This window comes from Streptomyces sp. NPDC015130 (assembly GCF_043080005.1).
Classification (GTDB): Bacteria; Actinomycetota; Actinomycetes; order Streptomycetales; family Streptomycetaceae; genus Streptomyces.
Genome location: NZ_JBIBVC010000019.1, coordinates 164,152 through 186,565, shown reverse-complemented (window position 1 = coordinate 186,565; position 22,414 = coordinate 164,152). Strand labels below are relative to the sequence as shown.

22 protein-coding genes and 1 pseudogene are annotated in these 22,414 nt (G+C 72.9%); 7 read left to right on the top strand and 16 right to left on the bottom strand.

Going from position 1 to position 22,414, the window contains the following annotated elements:
• Positions 1-91: pseudogene (locus ACF08F_RS31820) on the top strand (TrkA family potassium uptake protein); the annotation flags it as partial.
• On the top strand, positions 91-768 hold the full coding sequence (locus ACF08F_RS31815; RefSeq protein ID WP_189804615.1) for a TrkA family potassium uptake protein: 678 nt from the start codon (positions 91-93) through the stop codon (positions 766-768). The pseudogene ACF08F_RS31820 and the gene ACF08F_RS31815, both read left to right, overlap by 1 nt.
• 231 nt (positions 769-999) lie before the next feature.
• Here ACF08F_RS31815 and ACF08F_RS31810 read toward each other — a convergent pair whose 3' ends face one another.
• The 8 genes from ACF08F_RS31810 to ACF08F_RS31775 form a co-directional block, all read right to left on the bottom strand.
• On the bottom strand, positions 1,000-1,761 hold the full coding sequence (locus ACF08F_RS31810) for a DUF3159 domain-containing protein (RefSeq protein ID WP_392301984.1): 762 nt from the start codon (positions 1,759-1,761) through the stop codon (positions 1,000-1,002).
• Positions 1,762-1,764: 3 nt separating this feature from the next.
• Positions 1,765-2,163 carry an OB-fold nucleic acid binding domain-containing protein gene (locus ACF08F_RS31805; protein WP_078627107.1) on the bottom strand — a complete coding sequence of 133 codons (399 nt, stop codon included), beginning with the start codon at positions 2,161-2,163 and terminating at the stop codon, positions 1,765-1,767.
• A gap of 58 nt (positions 2,164-2,221) precedes the next feature.
• Positions 2,222-2,908, bottom strand: coding sequence for a response regulator (locus tag ACF08F_RS31800; protein WP_392301983.1), 687 nt, complete (start codon positions 2,906-2,908; stop codon positions 2,222-2,224).
• Between the two features lie 300 nt (positions 2,909-3,208).
• Complete coding sequence (locus ACF08F_RS31795) at positions 3,209-5,755, bottom strand: DUF4118 domain-containing protein (protein ID WP_392301982.1); 2,547 nt, start codon at positions 5,753-5,755, stop codon at positions 3,209-3,211.
• A 335-nt stretch (positions 5,756-6,090) separates the two neighbouring features.
• Positions 6,091-6,843, bottom strand: a complete 753-nt coding sequence (locus ACF08F_RS31790; protein ID WP_392301981.1) for an ABC transporter ATP-binding protein — start codon at positions 6,841-6,843, stop codon at positions 6,091-6,093.
• Positions 6,844-6,976: 133 nt separating this feature from the next.
• Positions 6,977-7,738 carry a DUF3710 domain-containing protein gene (locus ACF08F_RS31785; RefSeq protein ID WP_392301980.1) on the bottom strand — a complete coding sequence of 254 codons (762 nt, stop codon included), beginning with the start codon at positions 7,736-7,738 and terminating at the stop codon, positions 6,977-6,979.
• A gap of 1 nt (position 7,739) precedes the next feature.
• Complete coding sequence (gene dut, locus ACF08F_RS31780; RefSeq protein WP_055640924.1) at positions 7,740-8,252, bottom strand: dUTP diphosphatase; 513 nt, start codon at positions 8,250-8,252, stop codon at positions 7,740-7,742.
• The gene (locus ACF08F_RS31775; RefSeq protein ID WP_392301979.1) at positions 8,252-8,836 is read right to left on the bottom strand and encodes a PaaI family thioesterase; all 585 of its coding nucleotides are present in this window, start codon (positions 8,834-8,836) and stop codon (positions 8,252-8,254) included. The genes dut and ACF08F_RS31775 overlap by 1 nt, the downstream gene beginning before the upstream one ends.
• A gap of 58 nt (positions 8,837-8,894) precedes the next feature.
• Between ACF08F_RS31775 and ACF08F_RS31770 the strand changes: the two genes are divergently transcribed.
• Positions 8,895-9,461, top strand: a complete 567-nt coding sequence (locus ACF08F_RS31770) for a DUF3093 domain-containing protein (protein ID WP_392301978.1) — start codon at positions 8,895-8,897, stop codon at positions 9,459-9,461.
• Between the two features lie 245 nt (positions 9,462-9,706).
• Here the strand turns inward: ACF08F_RS31770 and ACF08F_RS31765 are convergent, their stop codons facing one another.
• The 4 genes from ACF08F_RS31765 to ACF08F_RS31750 all read right to left on the bottom strand — a co-directional run bounded on the left by ACF08F_RS31765 (position 9,707) and on the right by ACF08F_RS31750 (position 13,400).
• Complete coding sequence (locus ACF08F_RS31765) at positions 9,707-10,798, bottom strand: hypothetical protein (RefSeq protein ID WP_392301977.1); 1,092 nt, start codon at positions 10,796-10,798, stop codon at positions 9,707-9,709.
• 12 nt (positions 10,799-10,810) lie between these two features.
• Positions 10,811-11,107: a DUF4193 domain-containing protein gene (locus ACF08F_RS31760; RefSeq protein ID WP_003955561.1), complete on the bottom strand. Its 297-nt coding sequence runs from the start codon at positions 11,105-11,107 to the stop codon at positions 10,811-10,813.
• Positions 11,108-11,502: 395 nt separating this feature from the next.
• Positions 11,503-12,741 (bottom strand): sensor histidine kinase, encoded by a 1,239-nt coding sequence (locus ACF08F_RS31755; RefSeq protein WP_392301976.1) that lies wholly within the window; start codon positions 12,739-12,741, stop codon positions 11,503-11,505.
• A 5-nt stretch (positions 12,742-12,746) separates the two neighbouring features.
• A complete protein-coding gene (locus ACF08F_RS31750) occupies positions 12,747-13,400 on the bottom strand; it encodes a response regulator transcription factor (protein ID WP_030687123.1) in 654 nt (217 codons plus the stop codon).
• Between the two features lie 384 nt (positions 13,401-13,784).
• Here ACF08F_RS31750 and ACF08F_RS31745 point away from each other — a divergent pair, with 384 nt between their 5' ends.
• Positions 13,785-13,958: a hypothetical protein gene (locus tag ACF08F_RS31745; RefSeq protein WP_392301975.1), complete on the top strand. Its 174-nt coding sequence runs from the start codon at positions 13,785-13,787 to the stop codon at positions 13,956-13,958.
• A 97-nt stretch (positions 13,959-14,055) separates the two neighbouring features.
• Here the strand turns inward: ACF08F_RS31745 and ACF08F_RS31740 are convergent, their stop codons facing one another.
• Positions 14,056-14,856, bottom strand: coding sequence for an inositol monophosphatase family protein (locus tag ACF08F_RS31740; RefSeq protein WP_392301990.1), 801 nt, complete (start codon positions 14,854-14,856; stop codon positions 14,056-14,058).
• 27 nt (positions 14,857-14,883) lie between these two features.
• Positions 14,884-16,011 (bottom strand): ferrochelatase, encoded by a 1,128-nt coding sequence (locus ACF08F_RS31735; protein WP_392301974.1) that lies wholly within the window; start codon positions 16,009-16,011, stop codon positions 14,884-14,886.
• Between the two features lie 206 nt (positions 16,012-16,217).
• Here ACF08F_RS31735 and ACF08F_RS31730 point away from each other — a divergent pair, with 206 nt between their 5' ends.
• Positions 16,218-17,483 (top strand): MFS transporter, encoded by a 1,266-nt coding sequence (locus ACF08F_RS31730; protein WP_392301973.1) that lies wholly within the window; start codon positions 16,218-16,220, stop codon positions 17,481-17,483.
• Positions 17,422-18,762, top strand: coding sequence for a D-arabinono-1,4-lactone oxidase (locus ACF08F_RS31725; RefSeq protein WP_392301972.1), 1,341 nt, complete (start codon positions 17,422-17,424; stop codon positions 18,760-18,762). Before ACF08F_RS31730 ends, ACF08F_RS31725 begins: the two co-directional genes overlap by 62 nt.
• 3 nt (positions 18,763-18,765) lie before the next feature.
• Here the strand turns inward: ACF08F_RS31725 and ACF08F_RS31720 are convergent, their stop codons facing one another.
• On the bottom strand, positions 18,766-19,653 hold the full coding sequence (locus tag ACF08F_RS31720) for a hypothetical protein (protein ID WP_392301971.1): 888 nt from the start codon (positions 19,651-19,653) through the stop codon (positions 18,766-18,768).
• Positions 19,654-20,179: 526 nt separating this feature from the next.
• On the opposite strand from ACF08F_RS31720, the gene sepH reads away from it, so the two are divergent.
• Positions 20,180-21,244, top strand: a complete 1,065-nt coding sequence (sepH, locus tag ACF08F_RS31715; RefSeq protein WP_392301970.1) for a septation protein SepH — start codon at positions 20,180-20,182, stop codon at positions 21,242-21,244.
• A gap of 217 nt (positions 21,245-21,461) precedes the next feature.
• On the opposite strand, the gene ACF08F_RS31710 is transcribed toward sepH, so the two are convergent.
• Positions 21,462-22,289 carry a sulfurtransferase gene (locus ACF08F_RS31710; protein WP_392301969.1) on the bottom strand — a complete coding sequence of 276 codons (828 nt, stop codon included), beginning with the start codon at positions 22,287-22,289 and terminating at the stop codon, positions 21,462-21,464.
• Between the last annotated feature and the right edge of the window lie 125 nt (positions 22,290-22,414).

Genomic DNA, 22,414 nt, shown 5'->3' with positions numbered 1-22,414 from the left:
GGGTGACCTGGTGCACGTGATGATGCGTACGGACGACATCGCGAAGGTCGAGGAGGCCTTCGCCGAGGGTCCTGAGGAGGGCGGTCACTGATGCGTGTCGCTATTGCGGGCGCGGGCGCGGTGGGCCGTTCCATCGCGGGCGAGCTCCTGGAGAACGGCCACGAGGTCCTGCTGATCGACAAGGCGCCGACCGCCATCTCGGTGGAGCGGGTGCCGCAGGCGGAGTGGCTGCTGGCCGACGCCTGCGAGATCACCTCCCTCGACGAGGCGGCGCTCCAGCGCTGCAACGTGGTGATCGCGGCGACCGGTGACGACAAGGTGAACCTGGTCGTCTCGCTGCTCGCCAAGACCGAGTACGGCGTGCCGCGGGTCGTCGCCCGGGTCAACAACCCGAAGAACGAGTGGCTGTTCAACGAGGCCTGGGGCGTGGACGTCGCCGTCTCGACGCCACGCCTGATGTCGGCCCTGGTCGAGGAGGCGGTGAGCGTCGGCGACCTCGTCCGGCTGCTCCGCTTCAGCCACGGCGACGCGAACCTGGTCGAGCTGACGCTGCCGCCGGAGTCGGCCGTCGCCGGCACCTCGGTCGGGGACGTGGCCTGGCCGCAGGACACCTCGCTGGTGACGATCATCCGCGGTTCCCGGGTGCTGACGCCGAGCCCCGAGGAGACCCTGGAGGCCGGCGACGAGCTGCTGTTCGTGGCCGCGCAGGCCCGCGAGGAGCAGCTGGAGGACCTGCTGCAGGTCCGCCGCGAGACCACCGAGTCCTGATCAGGCGTGATACGCGGGAGGGCCCGGACCTGTTCGTCAGGTCCGGGCCCTCCGGCGTACGGCTGAGGCCTCGCGCCTGCGTACGGCTCAGGCCTCTCGTCAGGTCCGGGCCCCGCGTACGGCTCAGGCCTCTCGTCAGGTCCGGGCCCCGCGTGCGGCTCAGGCCTCGCGCCTCCGTACGGCTCAGGCCTCGCGCCTCCGTTCGGCTCAGGCCTCGCGCCTCCGTACGGCTCAGGCCTCCGGCGTGCCGCTCTGGGCGGCGGCCGCGGCGGCCGCCTTGCGCTCCTTCTCGGCTCGCTCCTCGGCCTCCATCTCGGCGAAGACGTCGATCGGCGGCGGAGCCTTCGCGAGGAACATCCAGGTGAGGTAGACCGCGAGCAGGAACGGCGGGATCTTCAGGGCGACCAGGACCCAGCCGAACTTGGTCGTGTCGGCCCACCAGTACATCGGGAAGAGGATCGCGCACTTGGCGAGCAGGATGAAGCCCCAGGCCAGACTGGCCTTCGCGTACGCCTTCTTGCGGCCGGGGTTCCGGGTGCGCCAGGAGAGGTTCTCCTTGAACACCGGTCCGAGGATCAGGCCGATCAGCGGGACGCCCGCGAGCGTGGTGACGATGTACGCGAGGGCGAGGCCCAGGGTGTACAGCATGCCCGGCAGGTAGAAGTCCTTGGCGTTGCCCGTCATCATCGCGAAGACGACGCCGAAGGCGACACCGAAGACGCCGCTGAAGGCGTGCTTCACGGTGTCGCGACGGATCAGCCGGACCGCGACCAGGACCAGCGAGACCGCGAGCGCGGCGATCGCCGAGGCCTGCAGGTTCTTGTTGATCGTGAAGATCGTGACGAAGAGCAGGCCCGGCACGACGGTCTCGATCATGCCCCGCAGGCCGCCGAAGGCCTCGAACAGCGCGGCCTCGGTGACCTCCTTCGAGGCCTGGGCGTCCTGCGGGGCCTCGGCGCCCTGATCCGTGGTCGGCTTGTCGAGGGACGTCACCGGCTACTCCTGTCCGAGCGGTCGGAGCTCGTATTTGGGGTTGAAGAGGACCCGCCGGCCGTGGCTCATGGAGATCCGGCCGGAGGCGATCAGCTTGCGGCCCGGTTCGATGCCCACGATGGAGCGGCGGCCCAGCCAGACGACGTCCAGCGGTGCCGTGCCGTCGAAGAGCTCGGCCTCCAGCGCGGGCACACCGGCCCGGGGGCGCAGCGTGACCGTGCGCAAGGTACCAGTCACCTTGACTATCTGGCGGTCGGAGCAGTCACAGATACGCGTGCACCCGGTGGCCTCGGCGTCCTCCTGGAGCTCCTCCGACTCCAGGTCCTCCGGGGTGGAGGAGAGCCGGTCGAGCATCCGGCGGAACCTTCCGGCCGGCTTCTCTGTACGCGGTGCAGCACTCATACAGAAAGCGTACCGGCCTCCACCGTCACCAGGACCGGCCGATCACACGACCTTCGCCTCACCGTTCGAAGCGGTAACCCATGCCCGGTTCGGTGACGAAATGGCGGGGGTGCGAGGGGTCGGCCTCCAGCTTGCGCCGCAGCTGCGCCATGTACACGCGGAGGTAGTTGGTCTCCGTGCCGTACGAGGGTCCCCAGACCTCCTGGAGCAGCTGCTTCTGGCTGACCAGCCGCCCGCCGTTACGGACGAGGACCTCCAGGAGGTGCCACTCGGTGGGGGTGAGCCGGACGTCCCGGCCGTCGCGGTGGACCTTCTTCGCCGCCAGGTCGACGGTGAAGCCCTCCGTCTCGACGACCACGACGCCGTCCTCGGCGCCGCCGACCGGCTCGGCGCGGCGCACGGCGGCGCGCAGCCGCGCGAGCAGCTCGTCCATGCCGAAGGGCTTGGTGACGTAGTCGTCGGCTCCGGCGTCGAGCGCCTCGACCTTCTCGTCGGAGGTCTGGCGGGCGGAGAGGACCAGGATCGGCACCCTCGTCCAGCCGCGCAGGCCCCTGATCACCTCGACGCCGTCCATGTCGGGCAGCCCGAGGTCGAGGACGACGACGTCGGGATGACGCTCGGCGGCCATCCGGAGGGCGGTGGCGCCGTCGGGCGCGGCGTCGACCTCGTACTTCCGCGCCTTGAGGTTGATCACCAGGGCGCGGACGATCTGTGGCTCGTCGTCGACCACGAGGACCCGGGTCATGGAGGGGGACCTACCTTCTTCGGTGCCCGTTGCGGGCGGCTGGGTGATGACGGTGACGGGGACGGTGGGGCTTGCGGGTGGGGGTACGGGAGTGGGGGGCGGTGCCGGTCGGGGTACGGGAGCGGGGACGGCGCCGGACGGGTTCGGGCGGGGCGGAAGCGGCGGGGCGGAAGCGGCGGGGCGGAAGCGGCGGGGCGGAAGCGGCGGGGCGGAAGCGGCGGGGCGGAAGCGGCGGGGCGGAAGCGGCGGGGCGGCCGGCACGGAGGCCGGGGCGGTACGGCGGCGGGGGCGCCGCCCGGCTCAGCTCACGGCGTGCGCCGGGAGCTCCGCGGCCGGTTCCGGGGGCGCGCCCCGCACGGCCCTGAGGGTGAGCACCATGGTCAGCCCGCCGCCCGGGGTGTCCTCGGCGGCGAGGGTCCCGCCCATGGCCTCGACGAAGCCGCGGGCGACCGCGAGACCGAGGCCGACACCGGCGCCGCGGGGCGCGTCGCCGAAGCGCTGGAACGGCTCGAAGATGCCGTCCTTGCTCTCGTCGGGCACTCCGGGGCCGCGGTCCACGACGCGCAGTTCCACGCGCTCGCCCAGGGTGCTGGCCGCGACCGAGACGGGCCGGCCGTCGGGGCTGTACTTGACGGCGTTCTCGACGATGTTGGCGACGGCCCTCTCCAGGAGGCCCTTGTCGACCTCGACCATCGGCAGCGTCTCGGGGATGTCGAGCTCGGCGCTGCCGTCGGGCACTCCCCCGAGGGCCATCGGGACGACCTCGTCGAGGTCCACGGCGCGGATCAGCGGGGTGACGGTGCCCGTCTGGAGGCGGGACATGTCGAGGAGGTTGCCGACGAGGTGGTCGAGCCGGTCGGCGCCCGCCTCGATGCCCTCCAGGAGTTCGCCGCGGTCCTCCTCGGACCACTCGACGTCGGCGGAGCGGAGGGAGGTGACGGAGGCCTTGATGCTCGCGAGCGGTGTGCGCAGGTCGTGGCTGACGGCGGCCAGGAGCGAGGTACGGATCTTGTTGCCCTCGGCGAGCTTCCTGGCCTCCTCGGCCTCGTCGACGAGCCGCTGCCGGTCCAGGACGACGGCGGCCTGGGCCGCGAACGCGCCGAGGACGCGCCGGTCCTCGGCGGGCAGGACCCGGCCGGTCAGGGCCAGGGCCAGGTGGTCGCCGACCGGCATGTCCACGTCCGCGTCCTCGGGCCGGGCGACCGGACGGGGCCCGACGCTCGCGGCCGGGGTCCACGGTTCGATCTCGTCCACCCGCTCCAGCAGGGTCACCGACTCCATCGAGAAGGTCTCGCGAACCCGTTCGAGGAGGGCGTCCAGGCTGGTCTCGCCGCGCAGCACGCTGCCCGCGAGGTACGACAGGACCTCGGACTCGGCGCGGAGCCGGGCCGCCTGGTGGGTGCGCCGGGCCGCCAGGTCCACCACCGAGGCGACGGCCATGGCGACGCCGAGGAAGACGGTGATGGCGACGATGTTCTTCGGGTCGGCGATGGTGAGCCGGTGGACGGGCGGCGTGAAGAACCAGTTCAGGAGGAAGGAGCCGACGGCGGCCGAGGCGAGCGCCGGCAGGAACCCGCCGAGCATCGCCGCGGCGACGGTCAGGGCGAGGAAGAGCAGCATGTCGTTGGCGAGGCCGAGGTCGGCCTCGACGTGCGTGAGGAGCAGGGCCAGGGCGGCGGGGCCCCCGACGCCGACGAGCCAGCCGCCGAGGATCCGGGACCGGCCGAGGCGCGCCCCGCGCGCGACGGGCAGCCCCCGGCCCTTGGCGACCTCGCTGTGGGTGACGATGTGGACGTCGAGGTCGGGGCCGGACTCGCGGGCCACGGTCTGGCCGACGCCGGGGCCGAACACGTACTGCCAGGCGCGGCGGCGGCTGGAGCCGAGGACGATCTGGGTCGCGTTGACCCCGCGGGCGAACTCCAGGAGCGCGGAGGGGACGTCGTCGCCGATGACGTGGTGGAACGTTCCTCCGAGGTCCTCGACCAGCGTCCGCTGGACGGCCAGCTCCTTCGGCGAGGCGGCGGTCAGGCCGTCGCTGCGGGCGATGTAGACGGCGAGCACCTCGCCGCCCGCGCCCTTCTCGGCCAGCCGGGTGGCCCGGCGTATCAGCGTGCGGCCCTCGGGGCCGCCGGTCAGGCCGACGACGATGCGCTCCCGGGCCTGCCAGGTGGAGCGGATGTCGTGCTCGCCCCGGTACTGCTGGAGGTACTCGTCGACCCGGTCGGCCGTCCACAGCAGCGCGAGCTCGCGCAGGGCGGTGAGGTTGCCGGGGCGGAAGTAGTTGGAGAGGGCCGCGTCGACCTTGTCGGACGTGTAGATGTTGCCGTGGGCCATGCGGCGGCGCAGGGCCTGCGGCGACATGTCGACCAGCTCGATCTGGTCGGCCCGGCGGACGACCTCGTCGGGGACGGTCTCCTTCTGCCGTACGCCGGTGATCGACTCGACCACGTCCCCCAGCGACTCCAGGTGCTGGATGTTGACCGTCGACACGACGTCGATGCCGGCGGCGAGGAGTTCGGCGACGTCCTGCCAGCGCTTGGTGTTCCTGGAGCCGGGGACGTTCGTGTGGGCGAGCTCGTCGACGAGCGCGACGGCCGGCTTCCTGGCCAGGACCGCGTCGACGTCCATCTCGGTGAAGGTGGCGCCCCGGTGCTCCAGGGTCCTGCGCGGGACCTGCTCCAGGCCGTGCAGCATCACCTCCGTGCGCGGCCGTCCGTGGTGTTCCACGAAGGCCACGACGCAGTCCGTGCCGCGCTCGATCCGGCGGTGGCCCTCGGAGAGCATCGCGTACGTCTTGCCCACGCCCGGCGCAGCGCCGAGGTAGATCCGAAGCTTGCCGCGTCCCATGGCACGACCATACGTCCAGCCAATCGGACATTCCGTACGCGAGTGGAGGCCCCGGAGCGGTATTGACGTGATTCTGATGTCGAAGGGCCGACGGCCCCGGTCCCACCGGCCCCGGGCTGTCGTCCCTGGCCCCACCGGCCCCGGGCTGGCATCCCCGGCCCCACCGGCCCCGGGCTGTCGTCCCTGGCCCCACCGGCCCCTGGCTGGCGTCCCCGGCCCCACCGCCCCCTGGCTGGCGTCCCCGGCCCCACCGCCCCCTGGCTGGCATCCCCGGCCCGCCGGTCCCGACCGGCGGAAGCGGGACCGACTGCCCCGGGCCGCTGACGGCCCCCGGTTCAGTGCTCGGCGATCTCGCCGTCGCTGAGCTCCAGGACCCGGTCCGCCAGGCCCAGGAGCTGCGGGTCGTGCGTGGCGACCAGAGCCGTGCAGCCCTCGCTGCGCACCACCGCGCGCAGCAGTTCCATGACGGCGAGCCCGGTCTCCGCGTCGAGCTGGCCGGTCGGCTCGTCGGCGATCAGCAGGGCCGGCTTGTTGGCGAGGGCCCGGGCGATGGCGACCCTCTGCTGCTGGCCGCCGGAGAGCTCGCCGGGGCGCTGGGCCGCGTGGTCGGCGAGGCCCACGAGGGAGAGCAGCAGCGCGACCCGCTCCTCGCGCTCCTTCGGGTCGGCCTTGCGGAGCCGGAGGGGTACGCCGACGTTCTCGGCGGCGGAGAGGATCGGGAGCAGCCCGAAGGACTGGAAGATGAAGCCGATCCGGTCGCGGCGCAGCTCCAGGAGTCCGCTCTCACCGAGCGTGGAGAGGTCGGTGCCGTCGATGACGATCCGGCCGCCGTCGGCGGTGTCGAGGCCGCCCACGAGGTTGAGCAGGGTCGTCTTGCCGGAGCCCGAGCGGCCCTTCAGGGCGACGAGCTCACCGCGCGGGATGTCGAAGGAGACCCCGCGCAGGGCGTGGACGGCGGCCTCGCCCGTACCGTACGAGCGCCGGAGGTCCTCGACCCGGACCATCGGCAGGCCCGCCGGGTCCTCGGCGACGGCCGTCCCGGATCGCGTGCTGCTCTCACTCACCGTGTGCTCCCCCTCCTCGAACATGTGCGCCCGCCAGTATGGTCCGCCGCCGGGCCGCAGGGCCAGAGCCCGGAGAACGGCCGATGGGCCGCTCCCCGTACCTCTCGTACGGGAAGCGGCCCACCGCTCGTCTCGTTGCGGGACCCTCGATCGCCGCTCAGCGGATCTCGGAGACCTCCGGGCCGCGCTGGAGCTGGCCCATGCCGCCGGAGAAGCGCGAGTTCGCCTGCTCCTCCTGCTGGACACCGTCCGGCACCATCTGCGCGTCGTTCGGCAGCTTGAGGACGATCGGGTCGCGCGGGGCCATCGGGCCGTCACCGCGGACGACCACCGTGTCCCGCACGATCTGCTCCAGGAGCCCGGCCGCCTCCGGCTGCACCGCGCCCTGCCCGGAGATCACTCCGCGCAGGAACCAACGGGGTCCGTCGACACCCACGAAGCGCACGAGCTGCACGCCGCGGTTGCCGTCGGGCAACTGGACGGGGACCTGGGCCCGCAGCTCCCAGCCGAGGGGGCCCTCGACCTCGTCGATCACTCCGCCCTGCTGGATGATGCCCGTGGCGATCTCGTCACGGACCTCACCCCAGATGCCCTCGTTCTTGGGGGCGGCGAAGGCCTGGAGCTGCACGGCGCTGTCGCGCAGGACGACGGTGGCCGCGACGATCGCGTCGCCCGCCACCTCGACCCGCAGCTCCATGCCCTCGACTCCGGGCACGAAGACGCCACCGAGGTCGACACGGCCGTCCTCCGGCGTCGTGACCTCGGAGATGTCCCACGGTCCGTCGGGCCGGGGCGCCGGCGGAAGGTTCACCCGACGCGGCGCCTCGGCCGATTCGTCGGTGCCGACCTCGTCGACGACCTGCTCGGCCTCGCCCGCTGCGTCCTCAGCGGCACCGCTCTTCTTGCGACGTCCGAACACGTCACTGTCCTTCCCGGTCGGATACGACCGAAGCGTATCGATTCCCACCCGTTGCGCCGTCCACGGCGGCATGGCCGCCGGTGGACCCGAAGCCCCCCTCGGCCCGCGCCGAGCCGGGAAGCTCCGCCACCTCGTGGAAGCGAACCTTCTCGACCTGCTGGACGACCAGTTGGGCAATCCGGTCGAACCGCTCGAACCGCACGCTCTCGCGCGGGTCGAGATTGACCACGATCACTTTGATCTCTCCACGGTACCCGGCATCCACCGTCCCCGGGGCATTCACGAGCGCGACTCCGCAGCGGGCGGCCAGGCCGGAGCGGGGGTGCACGAAGGCCGCGTACCCGTCCGGCAGCGCGATGGAGACCCCGGTGGGCAGCACGGCGCGCTCCCCGGGGGCGAGGACGGCGGCCTCGGTGGTCACGAGGTCGGCACCGGCGTCGCCGGGGTGCCCGTAGGCCGGGATCGGCACCTCGGGGTCCACGCGGCGGATCAGTACGTCGACAGGGTTGCGCATCAGGGGTTCACCTCGAAGGCGCGGGCGCGCCGGACCTGGTCGGGGTCGGACATGGCGGCCTGGATCTCCTCCGGCCGGCCGTTGTCGATGAAGTGGTCGACCTTGACCTCGACGAAGAGGGCGTCGGCGCGGACGGCGACGGGGCCCTCGGGCCCGCCGATCCGGCCGACGGCGGTCGAGAAGATCTTGCGGCCGTGCACGGCGGTGACCGCGGCCTCCAGGTGGAGCACGGTGCCGACCGGGACGGGACGACGGAAGTCGGTCTCCAGCCTGCCGGTGACGGCGATGACCCGCAGCAGCCAGTTCAGGGAGCCGAGGGTCTCGTCGAGCGCGGTGGCGAGGACGCCGCCGTGCGCGAGGCCGGGGGCGCCCTGGTGGTCGGGGGTCACCGTGAACTCGGCGGTGACGGTCACGCCCTCGCCCGCGCGCGCCTCCAGGTGCAGACCGTGGGGCTGCCCGCCGCCGCACCCGAAGCAGTACTCGTAGTGCGAACCGAGCAGCTCGCCGGGGGCCGGGGCGTCGGGGTGGCGTACCGGCGGTATGGCGTCGGCCGGCGGGGTGAGGGCGGCAGATGTTGCAGTCACAGGCGCAGACCTTACCCGCGCGGCCGGGCGCGGGTCGCGCCGTGCCAAGCTTGGACGCATGCAGCCTTCCGTGCCGTCCCCCGCCTCCTCCTCCGAGCCCTCGTCCGTGCCGTCCGCCGAGGCGCCGGCCCAGGCGTCCGTCACGTCGTCCCCGGTGGCGGCCCCGGCGGCGGTCGCGCCCCGCTTCGACGAGCGGCTGACGGCGCCCCGCTCGTGGTGGGTCATCGCGGGCCTGCTCGGTCTCTCCGGCGGCCTGGTGCTGTTCCCCCTGGGCACGGTCCCGACGCTGGGCGGTCTGATCGTGGCGGCGGTGCTGGCCGGTGCGGCGGTCTCCTCGTACGGCTCCGCCCGGATCCGGGTGGTGGCGGGTTCAATCGTGGCGGGCGACGCCCGGATCCCGGTCTCGGCGCTGGGGGCGGCCGAGGTGCTGGACGAGGAGGAGGCGCGCGCCTGGCGCACGCACAAGGCGGACCCGCGCGCCTTCATGCTGATGCGCAGCTACGTGCCGCGGGCGGTGCGGGTCGCGATCACGGACCCGACGGACCCGACGCCGTACGCGTACCTGTCCAGCCGTGAGCCGGAGGCCCTGGTGGCCGCGCTGGACGCCGTACGCACCGAGGGCTGAGCCACCGACCGCCAACGCCGGGCCGCCGTCGGGCCCGGCCGTGGGCGGGGTGAGGGGCCGAGCCGCGGCTAGGGCGTGTTGCGAAAGTCCCGCCTGCCCGACGGCGCCTGGCACGCACGCTCGCCGCGTTGTCGGGATCACCCCGGTACATCCAGTATCGGGGCGATTTTCCGCCTTGCGATCGCACGCACCAGACCCCGTCGGGCCCGCCCTTCGGGCGGCCGGCGCTACTTTCGCAACACGCCCTAGAAGCCGAGCTCCTTCGGGTTCTCCGGCTGCTCCAGCGGCGGCAGCTCCCCGAGGACGTCCCAGGGGACCTGGCGGGCGCGCAGGTCCTTGCGGATGTGCGCGGCGAGCTTCCTGGTGTCGCGCCGGTTCATGACCGCGCCGACGGCGGCGCCGACCATGAAGGGCGTGAGGTTCGGCAGGTTGCGCACCATGCGCTTCGTGATCTGCTGGCGCAGTTCGCGCTTGAGCTGCCCGCCGAGCGCCGCGTTGACCGTGGTGGGCTTGGCGGGGTCGATGCCCCGCTCCTCGGCCCAGGAGGTCAGGTAGGCCATCGAGCGCTGGGTGATCCGGCCCTGCGGGCGCAGTCCGTACACCTCGTGCAGTTCGGCGATGAGTTTGAGTTCGACGGCGGCGACGCCGGTGATCTCGGCCGCCAGTTCGGCCGGCATGGCCGGCGGTACGGGGAGCATCGCGGCGGCGCCGATGCCGGCACCGACGGTCGAGCTCGCGTTGGCCGCACCCAGGACGAGCTTGTCGGCGATCTCCTCGGGACCGAGCCCGGGGAACTGTCTGCGCAGGGTCGCCAGGTCGCGGACCGGGATCCGCGGGGCGATGTCGATCAGCCGGTCGGCCAGGTGGCCGATGCCCGCCTTGGCGCTGTCGCCGCTGCGCTTCGCGCCGGCCTTGACGCTGCGCGCGACGCCGCGCCGGACGGCGTCGATCCGGTCGCTGTCGATCTTGATCTTGTCGAGTTGGGCCCGCGCCGGGTTGGCCAGCCGCCTGACGGCGTCCAGGCGCCCTTGGCGCGCTTCGCCCCGGCCGGCTTCGCCGCGCTCCGCGGGAAGCCTCGCGGCTTCCGGCCCGGCGCCCCGGGCGGTCCCCGGCTCGATGTGCACGCCGGTCACCGCCTCGATGTCCGCGACGACCGCTTCGAGCGAGGCCGAAGGGCCTCGCTCGTCGTCACGTGCGCCGAGGGAGGGCAGGGAGGCGGCCCGCTCGGCTTCAGGGGCCTCCAGGGCACCCTCTGCCGGGCTCGTGCCGCCCTTGTACGTCTCCGGGCTCCCAGGGAGCCGCAGACGCCGCTTCCGGGACGGTGTCTCGCCTGCCACGGCCGAGCGGTCTCAGTCGCAGTCGCGGCAGATCGGCTGGCCGTTCTTCTCCCGCGCCAGCTGGCTGCGGTGGTGCACGAGGAAGCAGCTCATGCACGTGAACTCGTCGGCCTGCTTCGGCAGGACCCGGACGGCCAGCTCCTCGTTCGAGAGGTCGGCGCCGGGCAGCTCCAGGCCTTCGGCGGCCTCGAACTCGTCGACGTCGACGGTCGAGGTCGACTTGTCGTTCCGGCGGGCCTTCAGTTCCTCAAGGCTGTCCGAGTCGACGTCGTCGTCGGTCTTGCGTGGGGTGTCGTAATCCGTTGCCATGTCGCTCTCCCCCTCTGGGTAGTTGCGGTGTCTCCAGCGCACGTAACGCGTGAGAGGTCGGACTTGTGCCCGACCTGAGGCGGAGATTTTGCCTCACATCAAGGTCTGTTACTCAATCGACACCCGTCGCGCCCTCTCACGAGTGATCGGCTTCGGGTGGCGAACCGGACCGTACACGGTCCTCCGGGCGCCCTTCACAGGCGCCACCCCGTGTACTTCCCGTCATTCCGGGCCCCGGAAACCCGGACTTTTCCTGGTTTTCCGAGGGATTTCTCGGTCACGGAGCGTGGAGGGCCGAGCACCCTCTCCTGTGATCGATCACACATGAGCGTCTCAGAATCGGGGCCCGCGAATTCCGCGCAAAGCGAACGGAACCGGTCGGCTCGTGCAGTGTGTCAGATCGGCAGAGTGACACGCATCACGAGACCGCCGCCCTCGCGGGGCTCCGCGATGATACGGCCGCCGTGGGCGCGGGCCACGGACCGGGCGATCGACAGGCCGAGACCGACTCCCTTGTCGCTTCCGGTGCGCTCCTGCCGGAGCCGCCGGAACGGCTCGAAAAGGTTGTCGATCTCGTACGCGGGGACCACAGGTCCCGTGTTCGAGACGGTCAGAACGGCCTGCCCGTGCTCGGTCTCGGTGCTGACCTCCACCCAGCCTCCTTCCGGCACGTTGTAGCGCACGGCGTTCTGGAGCAGGTTCAGCGCGATCCGCTCCAGCAGGACGCCGTTGCCCTGGACGACGGCGGGCTCGCGCTCGCCCCGCACCAGGACGCCCTTGGCCGTGGCCTCGGCGTGCGTCTGGTCGATCGCCCGGTCGGCGACCTCGGCGAGGTCGACGGGCTTGCGCTCGATGATCTGGTTGTCGCTCCGGGCGAGCAGCAGCAGGCCCTCCACGAGCTGCTCGCTGCGCTCGTTGGTGGCGAGCAGGGTCTTGCCGAGCTGCTGGAGCTCCACGGGCGCCCCGGGGTCCGAGAGGTGGACCTCCAGGAGCGTGCGGTTGATCGCGAGCGGGGTGCGCAGCTCGTGCGAGGCGTTGGCGACGAAGCGCTGCTGGGCGGTGAAGGCCCGCTCCAGGCGCTCCAGCATCTCGTCGAAGGTGTCGGCGAGCTCCTTGAGCTCGTCGTCGGGGCCGTCCAGCTCGATCCGGCGGGCCAGGTCGGAGCCGGCCACCTGGCGGGCGGTGCGGGTGATCCGGCCGAGCGGGGAGAGAACCCGGCCGGCCATGGCGTAGCCGAAGGCGAAGGCGATGATGCTCAGCCCCAGCAGGGCGAAGAGCGAGCGGCGCAGGAGGTCTTCGAGCGCCAGGTCGCTCTGGTGCCGCAGACAGACCGAGACCGCGTTGTTGAACTGCTCCCCGGTGCCCTGGACGGGCAGCTCGCACCAGGAGGTCGTGGGCTGCACCTTGCCCTCGACGATCTTGAACGGCAGCTGGGCCGCGCTGTCGCCCAGCGCCTGCGCCGTGAAGAGGTAGATGATCGAGAGCAGCAGGATGCCGGCGATCAGGAACATCCCGCCGTACAGCAGCGTGAGCCGTATCCGGATGGTCGGGCGCAGCAGCGGCCGGACCGGGTCCCTGGGGTCCCAGGTGGGTTTCGGCGGCGCCTGGGGGTGGGGCGCGGAGGTCGTGGGCATCGCGGTCAGATCCGGTACCCGGAGCCGGGCACGGTGACGATGACCGGGGGCTCGCCGAGCTTGCGGCGCAGGGTCATGACGGTGACGCGCACGACGTTGGTGAACGGGTCGGTGTTCTCGTCCCAGGCCTTCTCCAGGAGCTGCTCGGCCGAGACGACCGCTCCCTCGCTGCGCATGAGGACCTCCAGGACGGCGAACTCCTTCGGCGCGAGCTGGACCTCCCTGCCCTCGCGGAAGACCTCGCGGCGGTTCGGGTCGAGCTTGATGCCGGCGCGCTCCAGGACGGGCGGGAGCGGCACCGTGGTGCGCCGGCCGAGGGCACGCACCCGGGCGGTGAGCTCGGTGAAGGCGAAGGGCTTGGGGAGGTAGTCGTCCGCGCCGAGCTCCAGGCCCTCGACGCGGTCGCTGACGTCTCCCGACGCGGTGAGCATCAGCACGCGCGTGGGCATGCCGAGCTCGACGATCTTGCGGCAGACGTCGTCGCCGTGGACGAGGGGGAGGTCGCGGTCGAGGACGACGACGTCGTAGTCGTTGACGCCGACGCGCTCCAGGGCCGCGGCGCCGTCGTACACGACGTCGACCGCCATGGCCTCCCGGCGCAGTCCGGTGGCCACCGCATCGGCGAGCAGCTGCTCGTCCTCGACGACGAGTACACGCACGTCGTAGTCCTTCCCTTGAGCCGCGGTCCGGAGCGGGACCGCGCTGAAAACCTGAGCACTGACTGTGCGTGTCCATCCTGCCCCGAACGCGCGTAAACCGGCTGTAAGGCGGGTGTGCGGGGCCCGCGCGCGGGGGTGGTGCGGCGGGGGCGCGCGGCGGGCGCGCGACCCCGGCCGCAGCGGCTCGTGAAGAATTCACCTGATTCACGGGCCAGTTGAGGTTTCTGTGAGGAAGGGGCTGGGGAGGAGGTCTGCACACCCCGTGATCACGCCCTGTATGTGGCGCGCCACCTACCGCTCTCTGTCCCCCAGAGGTAGCAGTGTGTGATCCACCCACCCTCGGCACACCCCCGTGCCACCGGACCCACGACGAGGGGGCGCACGATGGACGCTTTCACCGCAGGACTGCTGCACCGGATCAGGGCCACGCAGACCGACCTCACGCGCGCTCGTGAGACGGGCGACGACTTCCTCGCGGACGTCGAGCAGGCCGAGCTGGACGACCTGCACCGCCTGGCCGCCGAGCACGGCGTGGAGGTCGGCTCGCCGGGCCACTGACCGCCCCGCACGACGCGTGAGGGCCCGGAGCCGTATCGGCTCCGGGCCCTCACGCGTGTGGTTCCAGGGCGCAACACGCCCTAGGGCGTGTTGCGCCCTAGTCGTGCCAGGCGCCGAGCTCCTCCAGGAGCTCCTGGAGGGGCGCGAAGAGGCCCGGGGAGGCCGCCACCGTCAGTTCGCCGGACTCCGGCTCCCCCGGCCGGCCGCCCGTGAGGGCGCCCGCCTCGCGGGCGACGAGCGCCCCCGCGGCGAGGTCCCAGGGGTTGAGCCCGCGCTCGTAGTACGCGTCGAGACGGCCGGCCGCGACGTCGCAGAGGTCGATCGCGGCCGAGCCGCCGCGGCGGATGTCCCGGACGCGCGGGATGACGCGCCGGGCCACGTCGGCCTGGTGGGCGCGGCGGGACTGCACGTAGCCGAAGCCCGTGCCCAGGAGGGCCTGGTCGAGCTCGGGCGAGGGCCGGGCCGCGAGGCGCCGGTCCCCCAGGTACGCGCCGCCGCCGAGGACCGCCCGGTACGTCTCGCCGCGCATCGGCGCCTCGACCACGCCGACCACGGTCTCGCCGTCGCGCTCGGCGGCGATCGAGACGGCCCAGGTGGGCAGGCCGTAGAGGTAGTTCACGGTGCCGTCGAGCGGGTCGATCACCCAGCGGACGCCGCTCGTGCCGGGGGTCGACGCGCCCTCCTCGCCGAGGAAGCCGTCCTGGGGGCGGTGCTCGCCGAGGAAGCCGGTGATCAGCTTCTCGGCGGCGATGTCCATCTCGGTGACGACGTCGATGGGGCTCGACTTGGTCTTCGCGACGGCCAGGTCGTCCGGCCGGCCGTCGCGGAGGAGGGCTCCGGCCCGCCGTGCGGCCTCCAGGCCGAGGTCGAGCAGTTCGGCGAGCAGCGGGTCGCTCACGCCGTTCAGGTCGCTCACAGGGGCTCCTTACGCGTACGGGCTGTCGGCGCCGGCGGCCGCCGGGCGCTCCGTCCTTGCCGGGCAGCAGCCGATCGGGCACAGGTCGTGGGAGGCGCCGAGCGCGCCCAGGGCGCACCGCTCCACCCGGGTGCCCCGCTCGCCCGCCGCGCGCTCGAGGACGAGGTCGCGGACGGCCGCGGCGAAGCGCGGGTCGGCCCCGACGGTCGCCGAGCGCCGGACGGGCAGGCCGAGCTCGGCGGCCTTGGCCGTGGCCTCCGTGTCGAGGTCGTACAGGACCTCCATGTGGTCGGAGACGAAGCCGATGGGGACCATGACGGCGGCGGGCACCCCGGCGCCGTGCAGCTCCTCCAGGTGGTCGCAGATGTCGGGTTCGAGCCACGGGACGTGCGGGGCGCCGCTGCGGGACTGGTAGACGAGCTTCCAGGGGTACGTGACGCCGGTCGCCTCGCGGACGGCGTCGACGATCACCTGGGCCACGTCGAGGTGCTGGCGCACGTAGGCACCGCCCTCGCCGTGCTCGGCGACCGGTCCGGAGCTGTCGGCGGCGGAGTCGGGGATGGAGTGCGTGGTGAAGGCGAGGTGGGCCCCTTCGCGCACGGCCGGGTCGAGGTCCGCGAGGGAGGCGAGGACGCCCTCGACCATGGGCTCGACGAACCCGGGGTGGTTGAAGTAGTGCCGGAGCTTGTCGACGCGGGGCAGGGGCAGGCCCTCCGCCTCCAGGGTGGCGAGCGCGTCGGCGAGGTTCTCGCGGTACTGGCGGCAGCCGGAGTAGGAGGCGTACGCGCTGGTGGTGAGGACGGCGATGTGGCGCCGGCCGTCGGTGATCATCTCGCGGAGGGTGTCGGTGAGGTAGGGCGCCCAGTTCCGGTTTCCCCAGTGGACCGGGAGGTCGAGGCCGGCCTCCGCGAAGTCCGTCCGCAGCGCGTCGAGCAGCGCGCGGTTCTGGTCGTTGATCGGGCTGACGCCGCCGAAGAGGAAGTAGTGCTGCCCCACTTCCTTGAGCCGTTCCTTCGGAATGCCTCGGCCGCGCGTCACGTTCTCCAGGAACGGGACCACGTCGTCCGGGCCCTCGGGGCCGCCGAACGAGAGCAGCAGCAGGGCGTCGTACGGGGCGGGATCGTGCTGATCGGACATGGCCCGATCCTCCCACCCGGTTCCGGTGCCGGAGGGCGCGGCCCGTCGGACGGCGCGCGTGCGGCGGCACTCGTCCGGTCGGAGTGCGCTCGTTCGCGAAATGGGGGATGACCGATCGACTTCAACACCGTAGGCTTTAGCTATTAATTACACGTGTTGATTCGCCGCGCGGAGCCTGCTCCGGAGACGGAGATCCGGAGATCCTCTTGCCCAGCCCCTACCGCGCGATCTTCGCCGCGCCCGGCACCACCTCGTTCTCCGTCGCCGGGTTCTTCGGACGCATGCCGCTGTCCATGATGGGCATCGGCGTCGTCACCATGATTTCGCAGGTCACCGGCCGGTACGGACTGGCCGGCGCCCTCTCGGCGACGCTCGCCATGTCCGCCGCGGTCCTCGGTCCGCTGGTCTCGCGCCTGGTCGACCGCCACGGACAGCGCAAGGTGCTCCGCCCGGTCACGCTGATCTCGCTCGTCGGCGGCGCCGGTCTCCTCGTCTGCGTGCAGCAGCAGGCCCCGGACTGGACGCTCTTCGTCTTCACGGCCGTGATCGGCTGCGTACCGAGCATCGGGGCGATGACCCGGTCCCGCTGGGCGGCGATCTACCGGGGCGACGAGCGGCGCCTGCACACCGCGTACTCGTGGGAGTCGATCGTCGACGAGGTGTGCTTCATCTTCGGTCCGATCATCTCCATCGGCCTGTCGACGGTCTGGTTCCCCGAGGCCGGCCCGCTGTTCGCCGGGGTGTTCCTGGCCATCGGCGTCTTCTGGCTGACCGCGCAGCGCGCGACGGAGCCCGCGCCGCACCCCCGGGTGACCGGTGAGAAGAGCGTGTCCGCGCTCCGCTCCCCCGGCCTCCAGGTCCTGGCCCTCGCCTTCGTCGCCACCGGAGCCATCTTCGGCTCGGTGGACGTGGTGACCGTGGCCTTCGCCGAGGAGCAGGGCCACAAGGCCGCCGCGAGCCTCGTCCTGGCCGTGTACGCCCTGGGTTCCTGTCTCGCCGGCGCCGTCTTCGGACTGCTGCACCTCAAGGGCGAGCCCTCCCGGCGCTGGCTCGTGGGTGTCTGCGCGATGGCCGTGAGTATGATCCCCCTCCTACTGGCCGGGAACTTGCCGTTGCTGGCCGTGGCGCTCTTTGTCGCGGGCCTGTCCATCGCACCGACGATGGTGACCACCATGGCCCTCGTCGAAGCGCACGTACCGCGCACCAAGCTGACCGAGGGCATGACCTGGACGGGTACCGGGCTCGCGGTCGGCGTGGCGCTCGGCTCCTCGGCCGCCGGCTGGGTGGTCGACGCGTCCGGGGCCGAGGCGGGGTACGTGGTGCCCGTCGTCTCGGGCGCGGTCGCGGTCGCGGTGGGTCTCCTCGGACACCGCCGGCTGCGCAGGCCGGCGCCGGACCGGGAGGGGAAGCGTGAGCGGGACGACAACAGCGGGGTCGGGGAGCACCAGGACGGCGAGCAGCCCGTGGCGTAACTGGGCGGGGAACGTCACCTCCCGCCCCGTGCGGGAGGTGAGCCCGGCCTCGGCCGAGGAGCTGGCCGAGGCGGTGCGCAGGGCGGCCGCGGACGGGCTGCGGGTGAAGACGGTCGGCACCGGCCACTCCTTCACCTCGATCGCGGCCACCGACGGGGTACTGATCAGGCCGGGGCTGCTGACCGGCATCCGGCGCATCGACCGCGAGGCGATGACCGTCACGGTCGAGTCGGGCACCCCGCTCAAGCGGCTCAACGTGGCGCTGGCCCGGGAGGGCCTGTCGCTCACGAACATGGGCGACATCATGGAGCAGACCGTCGCCGGGGCCACCTCCACGGGCACCCACGGCACCGGCCGCGACTCCGCCTCGATAGCCGCACAGATCCGCGAGCTGGAGCTGGTCACGGCGGACGGACAGCTGCTGACCTGCTCGGAGAAGGAGAACCCCGAGGTCTTCGCCGCCGCCCGCATCGGGCTCGGCGCCCTCGGCGTGGTCACCGCCCTCACCTTCGCGGTGGAGCCGGTCTTCCTGCTCACCGCCCGCGAGGAGCCGATGAGTTTCGACCGGGTCACCTCGGAGTTCGACGAGCTGTACGCGGAGAACGAGCACTTCGAGTTCTACTGGTTCCCCCACACGGACAACTGCAACACCAAGCGCAACAACCGCAGCGCCGGCCCCGCCGCCCCTCCCGGGAAGGTGAGCGGCTGGATCGAGGACGAGCTGCTCTCCAACGGGGTCTTCCAGCTCGCCTGCTCGCTGGGCCGCGCGGTCCCGCCGGTCATCCCCTCGATCGCCAAGGTCTCCAGCCGGGCCCTGTCTGCCCGTACGTACACCGACATCCCGTACAAGGTCTTCACCTCGCCGCGCCGGGTGCGCTTCCTGGAGATGGAGTACGCGCTGCCGCGTGAGGCGGCCGTCGCCGCGCTGCGCGAGGTCAAGGCCATGGTCGAGCGCTCGCCCCTCAAGGTGAGCTTCCCGGTGGAGGTGCGCACCGCCCCGGCGGACGACATCACGCTGTCCACGGCCTCGGGGCGGGAGACCGCCTACATCGCCGTCCACCTCTACAAGGGAACGCCCCACCGCGGTTACTTCACCGCGGTGGAGCGCATCATGACGGCGCACGGGGGCCGCCCCCACTGGGGCAAGGTCCACACCCGTGACGCCGCCTACTTCTCGGAGGTCTACCCGCGCTTCGCCGAGTTCACGGCGCTGCGCGACCGGCTGGACCCGGACCGGCTCTTCGCCAACGACTACCTCCGCCGGGTCCTGGGCGACTGACCGTCAGCCGGCGCCGCCCGTGGCCGGCGCCGTCGGCGCCGCGGGATCGGCGGCGCCGGTGGTCGGGGCGTCGGTCGGCGCGGTCGGCGTCACCAGGTCCGTCGGCCCTGTCGGACCCGTCGTGGGCTCCGTCGGCCCGACAGGATCCGTCGGGCCGGTCGTCGGTCCGGTGGTCGGCACCGTCGGGTCCGGCGTGGGGGTCGACCCGCCGTCGGTGGCGCCCGAGGACCCCGGGTCCGCGTCGGGGGTCGCCGTGCCGGAGCCCGGCTTCTCCGGGTCCGGCGTGGCGCCCGTCGCGGGCGTGCCGCCGCCGTCCTCCCGCTGCCCGGTGTCGTCGGCGGAGCCGGACGGCTTCGGCGCGGGGCTCTCGCCCCGGTCGGGGGCGTCCTGCCCGGAGCTCCCGCCGCCGCGGACGACGGAGCCGAAGGTGGTGGTGCCCTGGGTGCCGCTGAAGTCCCGGCCCGAGACCAGCTCGTAGGCGGTGATCCCGCCCATGGTGACGCCGAAGACCAGGGCGGCGGCGATCGCCGGGCGCTTCCAGCCCCGGACGCGGGTGCCGTGCGTGGTCGCCGTGCCGAACTCCTCGTCGTACGGCGCGGGGTCCTCGGAACCGGCGGGCGGGACCGTGCCGAGCACCAGCGTGTGGTGGTCACCGCCGTGCGCCGGGCGCGCGGCCGGGAGCGGCACCTGACGGGCCTTCGGCTTGGCGGCGGCGGTCGCGTCGCGCATCTGCTCGCCCGTGCGCTTGAACAGGTGCTGGAAGAGCGGGCCGCCACAGGTGGCGATGACGCTGATCACACCGGCACCGAGGATCGTGCCGTACACGCCGAGGGTGGAGGCGAGCTTGGCGGCGATGACCGCGGCCAGGGCGCTGCCCGAGACCTGGGCCACGCTCAGGTCGATCCTTCTCCTGCCACCACCCCTCTCCTCGCCCGTCTCCGTGTCGGCATCCGGCCTCTGACGCATCTCCAACCCCTGATGGCTCATCCGTTCGGCTTGCACCCAGAAGGGACAAATGGGCGAAGTGAATGGTTCCGGTTCCGCCGGTTCTGTGAAGAGGGACACGTGGGGGGCAAGATCGCGGAGACTCAACTCCCGTACCGCCCGAGAAGTTGGGCGGCGCGCCGGTCCACCCAAGTGGCCCGAATGGAGTACATTGGCGAACCCTGGGTCCGGACGCCTTCACGGGTGCCCGGGATCGGGGAGGGGGCCGAACGCGGCACTCGAACCGGCGGCGCCGCTGCACCGCACGGAGACCCGCTGCACAGCGTGACCGTCAGTCACTCTGAGTGGCGAACAGGTAACCGTGCCATAACGGCGCTCCAGGGTCCATGCCCGACACGCCGGGCAACTCGGCAAGGTAGTGGCAGGCTGCACCCGGGCAGGCCACACTCGACTAGCGGAAGCAGCGACGCACGTGACGTCGGCAGGCACCACCCGGGAGGTCCCCATGCCCGAACTGCGTGTCGTGGCCGTCTCCAACGACGGCACACGACTGGTGCTGAAGGCTGCTGACAGCACGGAGTACACACTTCCGATCGACGAGCGGCTCCGCGCCGCCGTGCGCAACGACCGCGCGCGCCTCGGTCAGATCGAGATCGAGGTGGAGAGCCACCTCCGCCCCCGTGACATCCAGGCGCGGATACGAGCCGGTGCCTCCGCGGAGGAGGTCGCCCAGCTCGCCGGCATCCCCGTCGACCGCGTACGCCGCTTCGAGGGCCCCGTGCTGGCGGAGCGCGCCTTCATGGCGGAGCGGGCCCGTAAGACCCCGGTCCGCAGGCCCGGGGAGAACAGCGGCCCGCAGCTCGGCGAGGCGGTCCAGGAGCGGCTGCTCCTGCGCGGCGCCGACAAGGACACCGTGCAGTGGGACTCGTGGCGGCGCGACGACGGCACCTGGGAGGTGCTGCTCGTCTACCGCGTCGCGGGCGAGGTCCACACGGCCAGCTGGACGTACGACCCGCCCCGGCGGCTCGTCCAGGCCGTCGACGACGAGGCGCGGGCGCTGATCGGCGAGACGGACGACACGATCGCCGCGGCACCGGAGCCGAGCTTCCCCTTCGTGCCCCGCATCGCCCGGCTTCCCCGGGACAGGCCCCTGGACCGGGCCCTCGACCGCCAGCTGGAGCGGCTGGAGCGGGCGCCCGCCCCGGCGCCCGAGCCGGAGGAGGAGCGGGACACGCTGACGAGCCTCCTGGAGGCCGTCCCCAACTTCCGCGGCGACATGGTCGTGCCCGAGCAGCCGGACACGGAGCCCTCGGAGGAGCCGGAGGCGGAGGAGCCCCCGGCCCCGGCCGCCTCGGCGGGCGCGGGCGCCGCGTACGCCGACGTCCTGATGCCGCGCGCCGTCTCGGGCCACCGTGACCGGCTGCACGGCGCCACGGATCGGCAGGCGGAGGCGGACGGGGTTCGGCCGGGCCGCAGGGCCGCGGTGCCGAGCTGGGACGAGATCGTCTTCGGCACGCGAAGGAAGAAGCAGGAGTAGGCGGGGGTCCTGCGGGGCCTCTCCCCCACCCCGCCCCTTCCCGAAACCGGAGGCTCCGCCCCCGGACCCCCGCGCCTCAAACGCCGGCGGGGCTGGATTTCACACTCTGCGTGCGGAAATCCAGCCCGCCCTGCGTTCGAGGGCACGGCCGTCAGGCCGTACGGGGTCCGGGGCGGAGCCCCGGTTCAGGAAGGGGCGGGGTGGGGGGCAAACCCTCCTACTGCGGGTCCGGGCCCGTGGCCACCGGGCGGGCGGGGTCGCCGGACCACTCCGACCAGGAGCCGGCGTACAGCGCCGCGGGGATGCCCGCGAGCTCCAGGGCCAGGACCTGGTGCGCGCCGGAGACGCCGGAACCGCAGTAGACCGCGACCGGGACGTCCTCGGCCGCGCCCAGGGCGGTGAAGCGGTCCCGCAGCGCCCCGGCGGCCAGGAAGCGGCCGTCCGCGTCCACGTTCTCCGTCGTCGGCGCCGAGACCGCGCCCGGGATGTGCCCGCCGACCCGGTCGATGGGCTCCACGTCGCCCCGGTAGCGCTCCGCCGCCCGGGCGTCCAGGAGCAGCCCGGCGCGGGCCAGCTCCGCCGCCCCGTCGGCGTCGAGCAGCCCGAGCGCGCCCGGCTCCGGCCGGAAGTCGCCCGGCTCCGGCTCCGGGGTCTTCTCGGAGAGCTCCCCCGTCCAGGCCGCGAGGCCGCCGTCCAGGACCCGGACGTCCTGGTGCCCCGTCCAGCGGAGCAGCCACCAGGCGCGGGCCGCGCCCCAGCCGAGGCCGCCGTCGTAGACGACGACGGGGCGGTCGGCCGAGACACCCGCCCGGCGCATCACGGCCCCGAAGGCCGCCACGTCGGGCAGCGGATGCCGTCCCCCGCTCCCGGGCGGGCCCGCGAGCTCGGCGTCCAGGTCGACGTAGACCGCGCCGGGGAGGTGACCGGCCTCGTACGCGGGCCGTCCGGGCGGGCCGCCGAGCGTCCAGCGGACGTCCAGGAGGACCGGCGGCCGGGCCCCTGCCGACTCGCTCAGAAGTTCGCTTGCGGAGATGATGGGGTTCATGGGTGCCATCCTCGCGCAGCCGGCACGGCCGCGGGAGGACGTCCCGGCGCCCTCGCGCCACAACGCGCCCCCACGGTTCGGTGCGGTCGGGACGCGCCGCCCGCCCGTCGGTGCGACCATCGGCC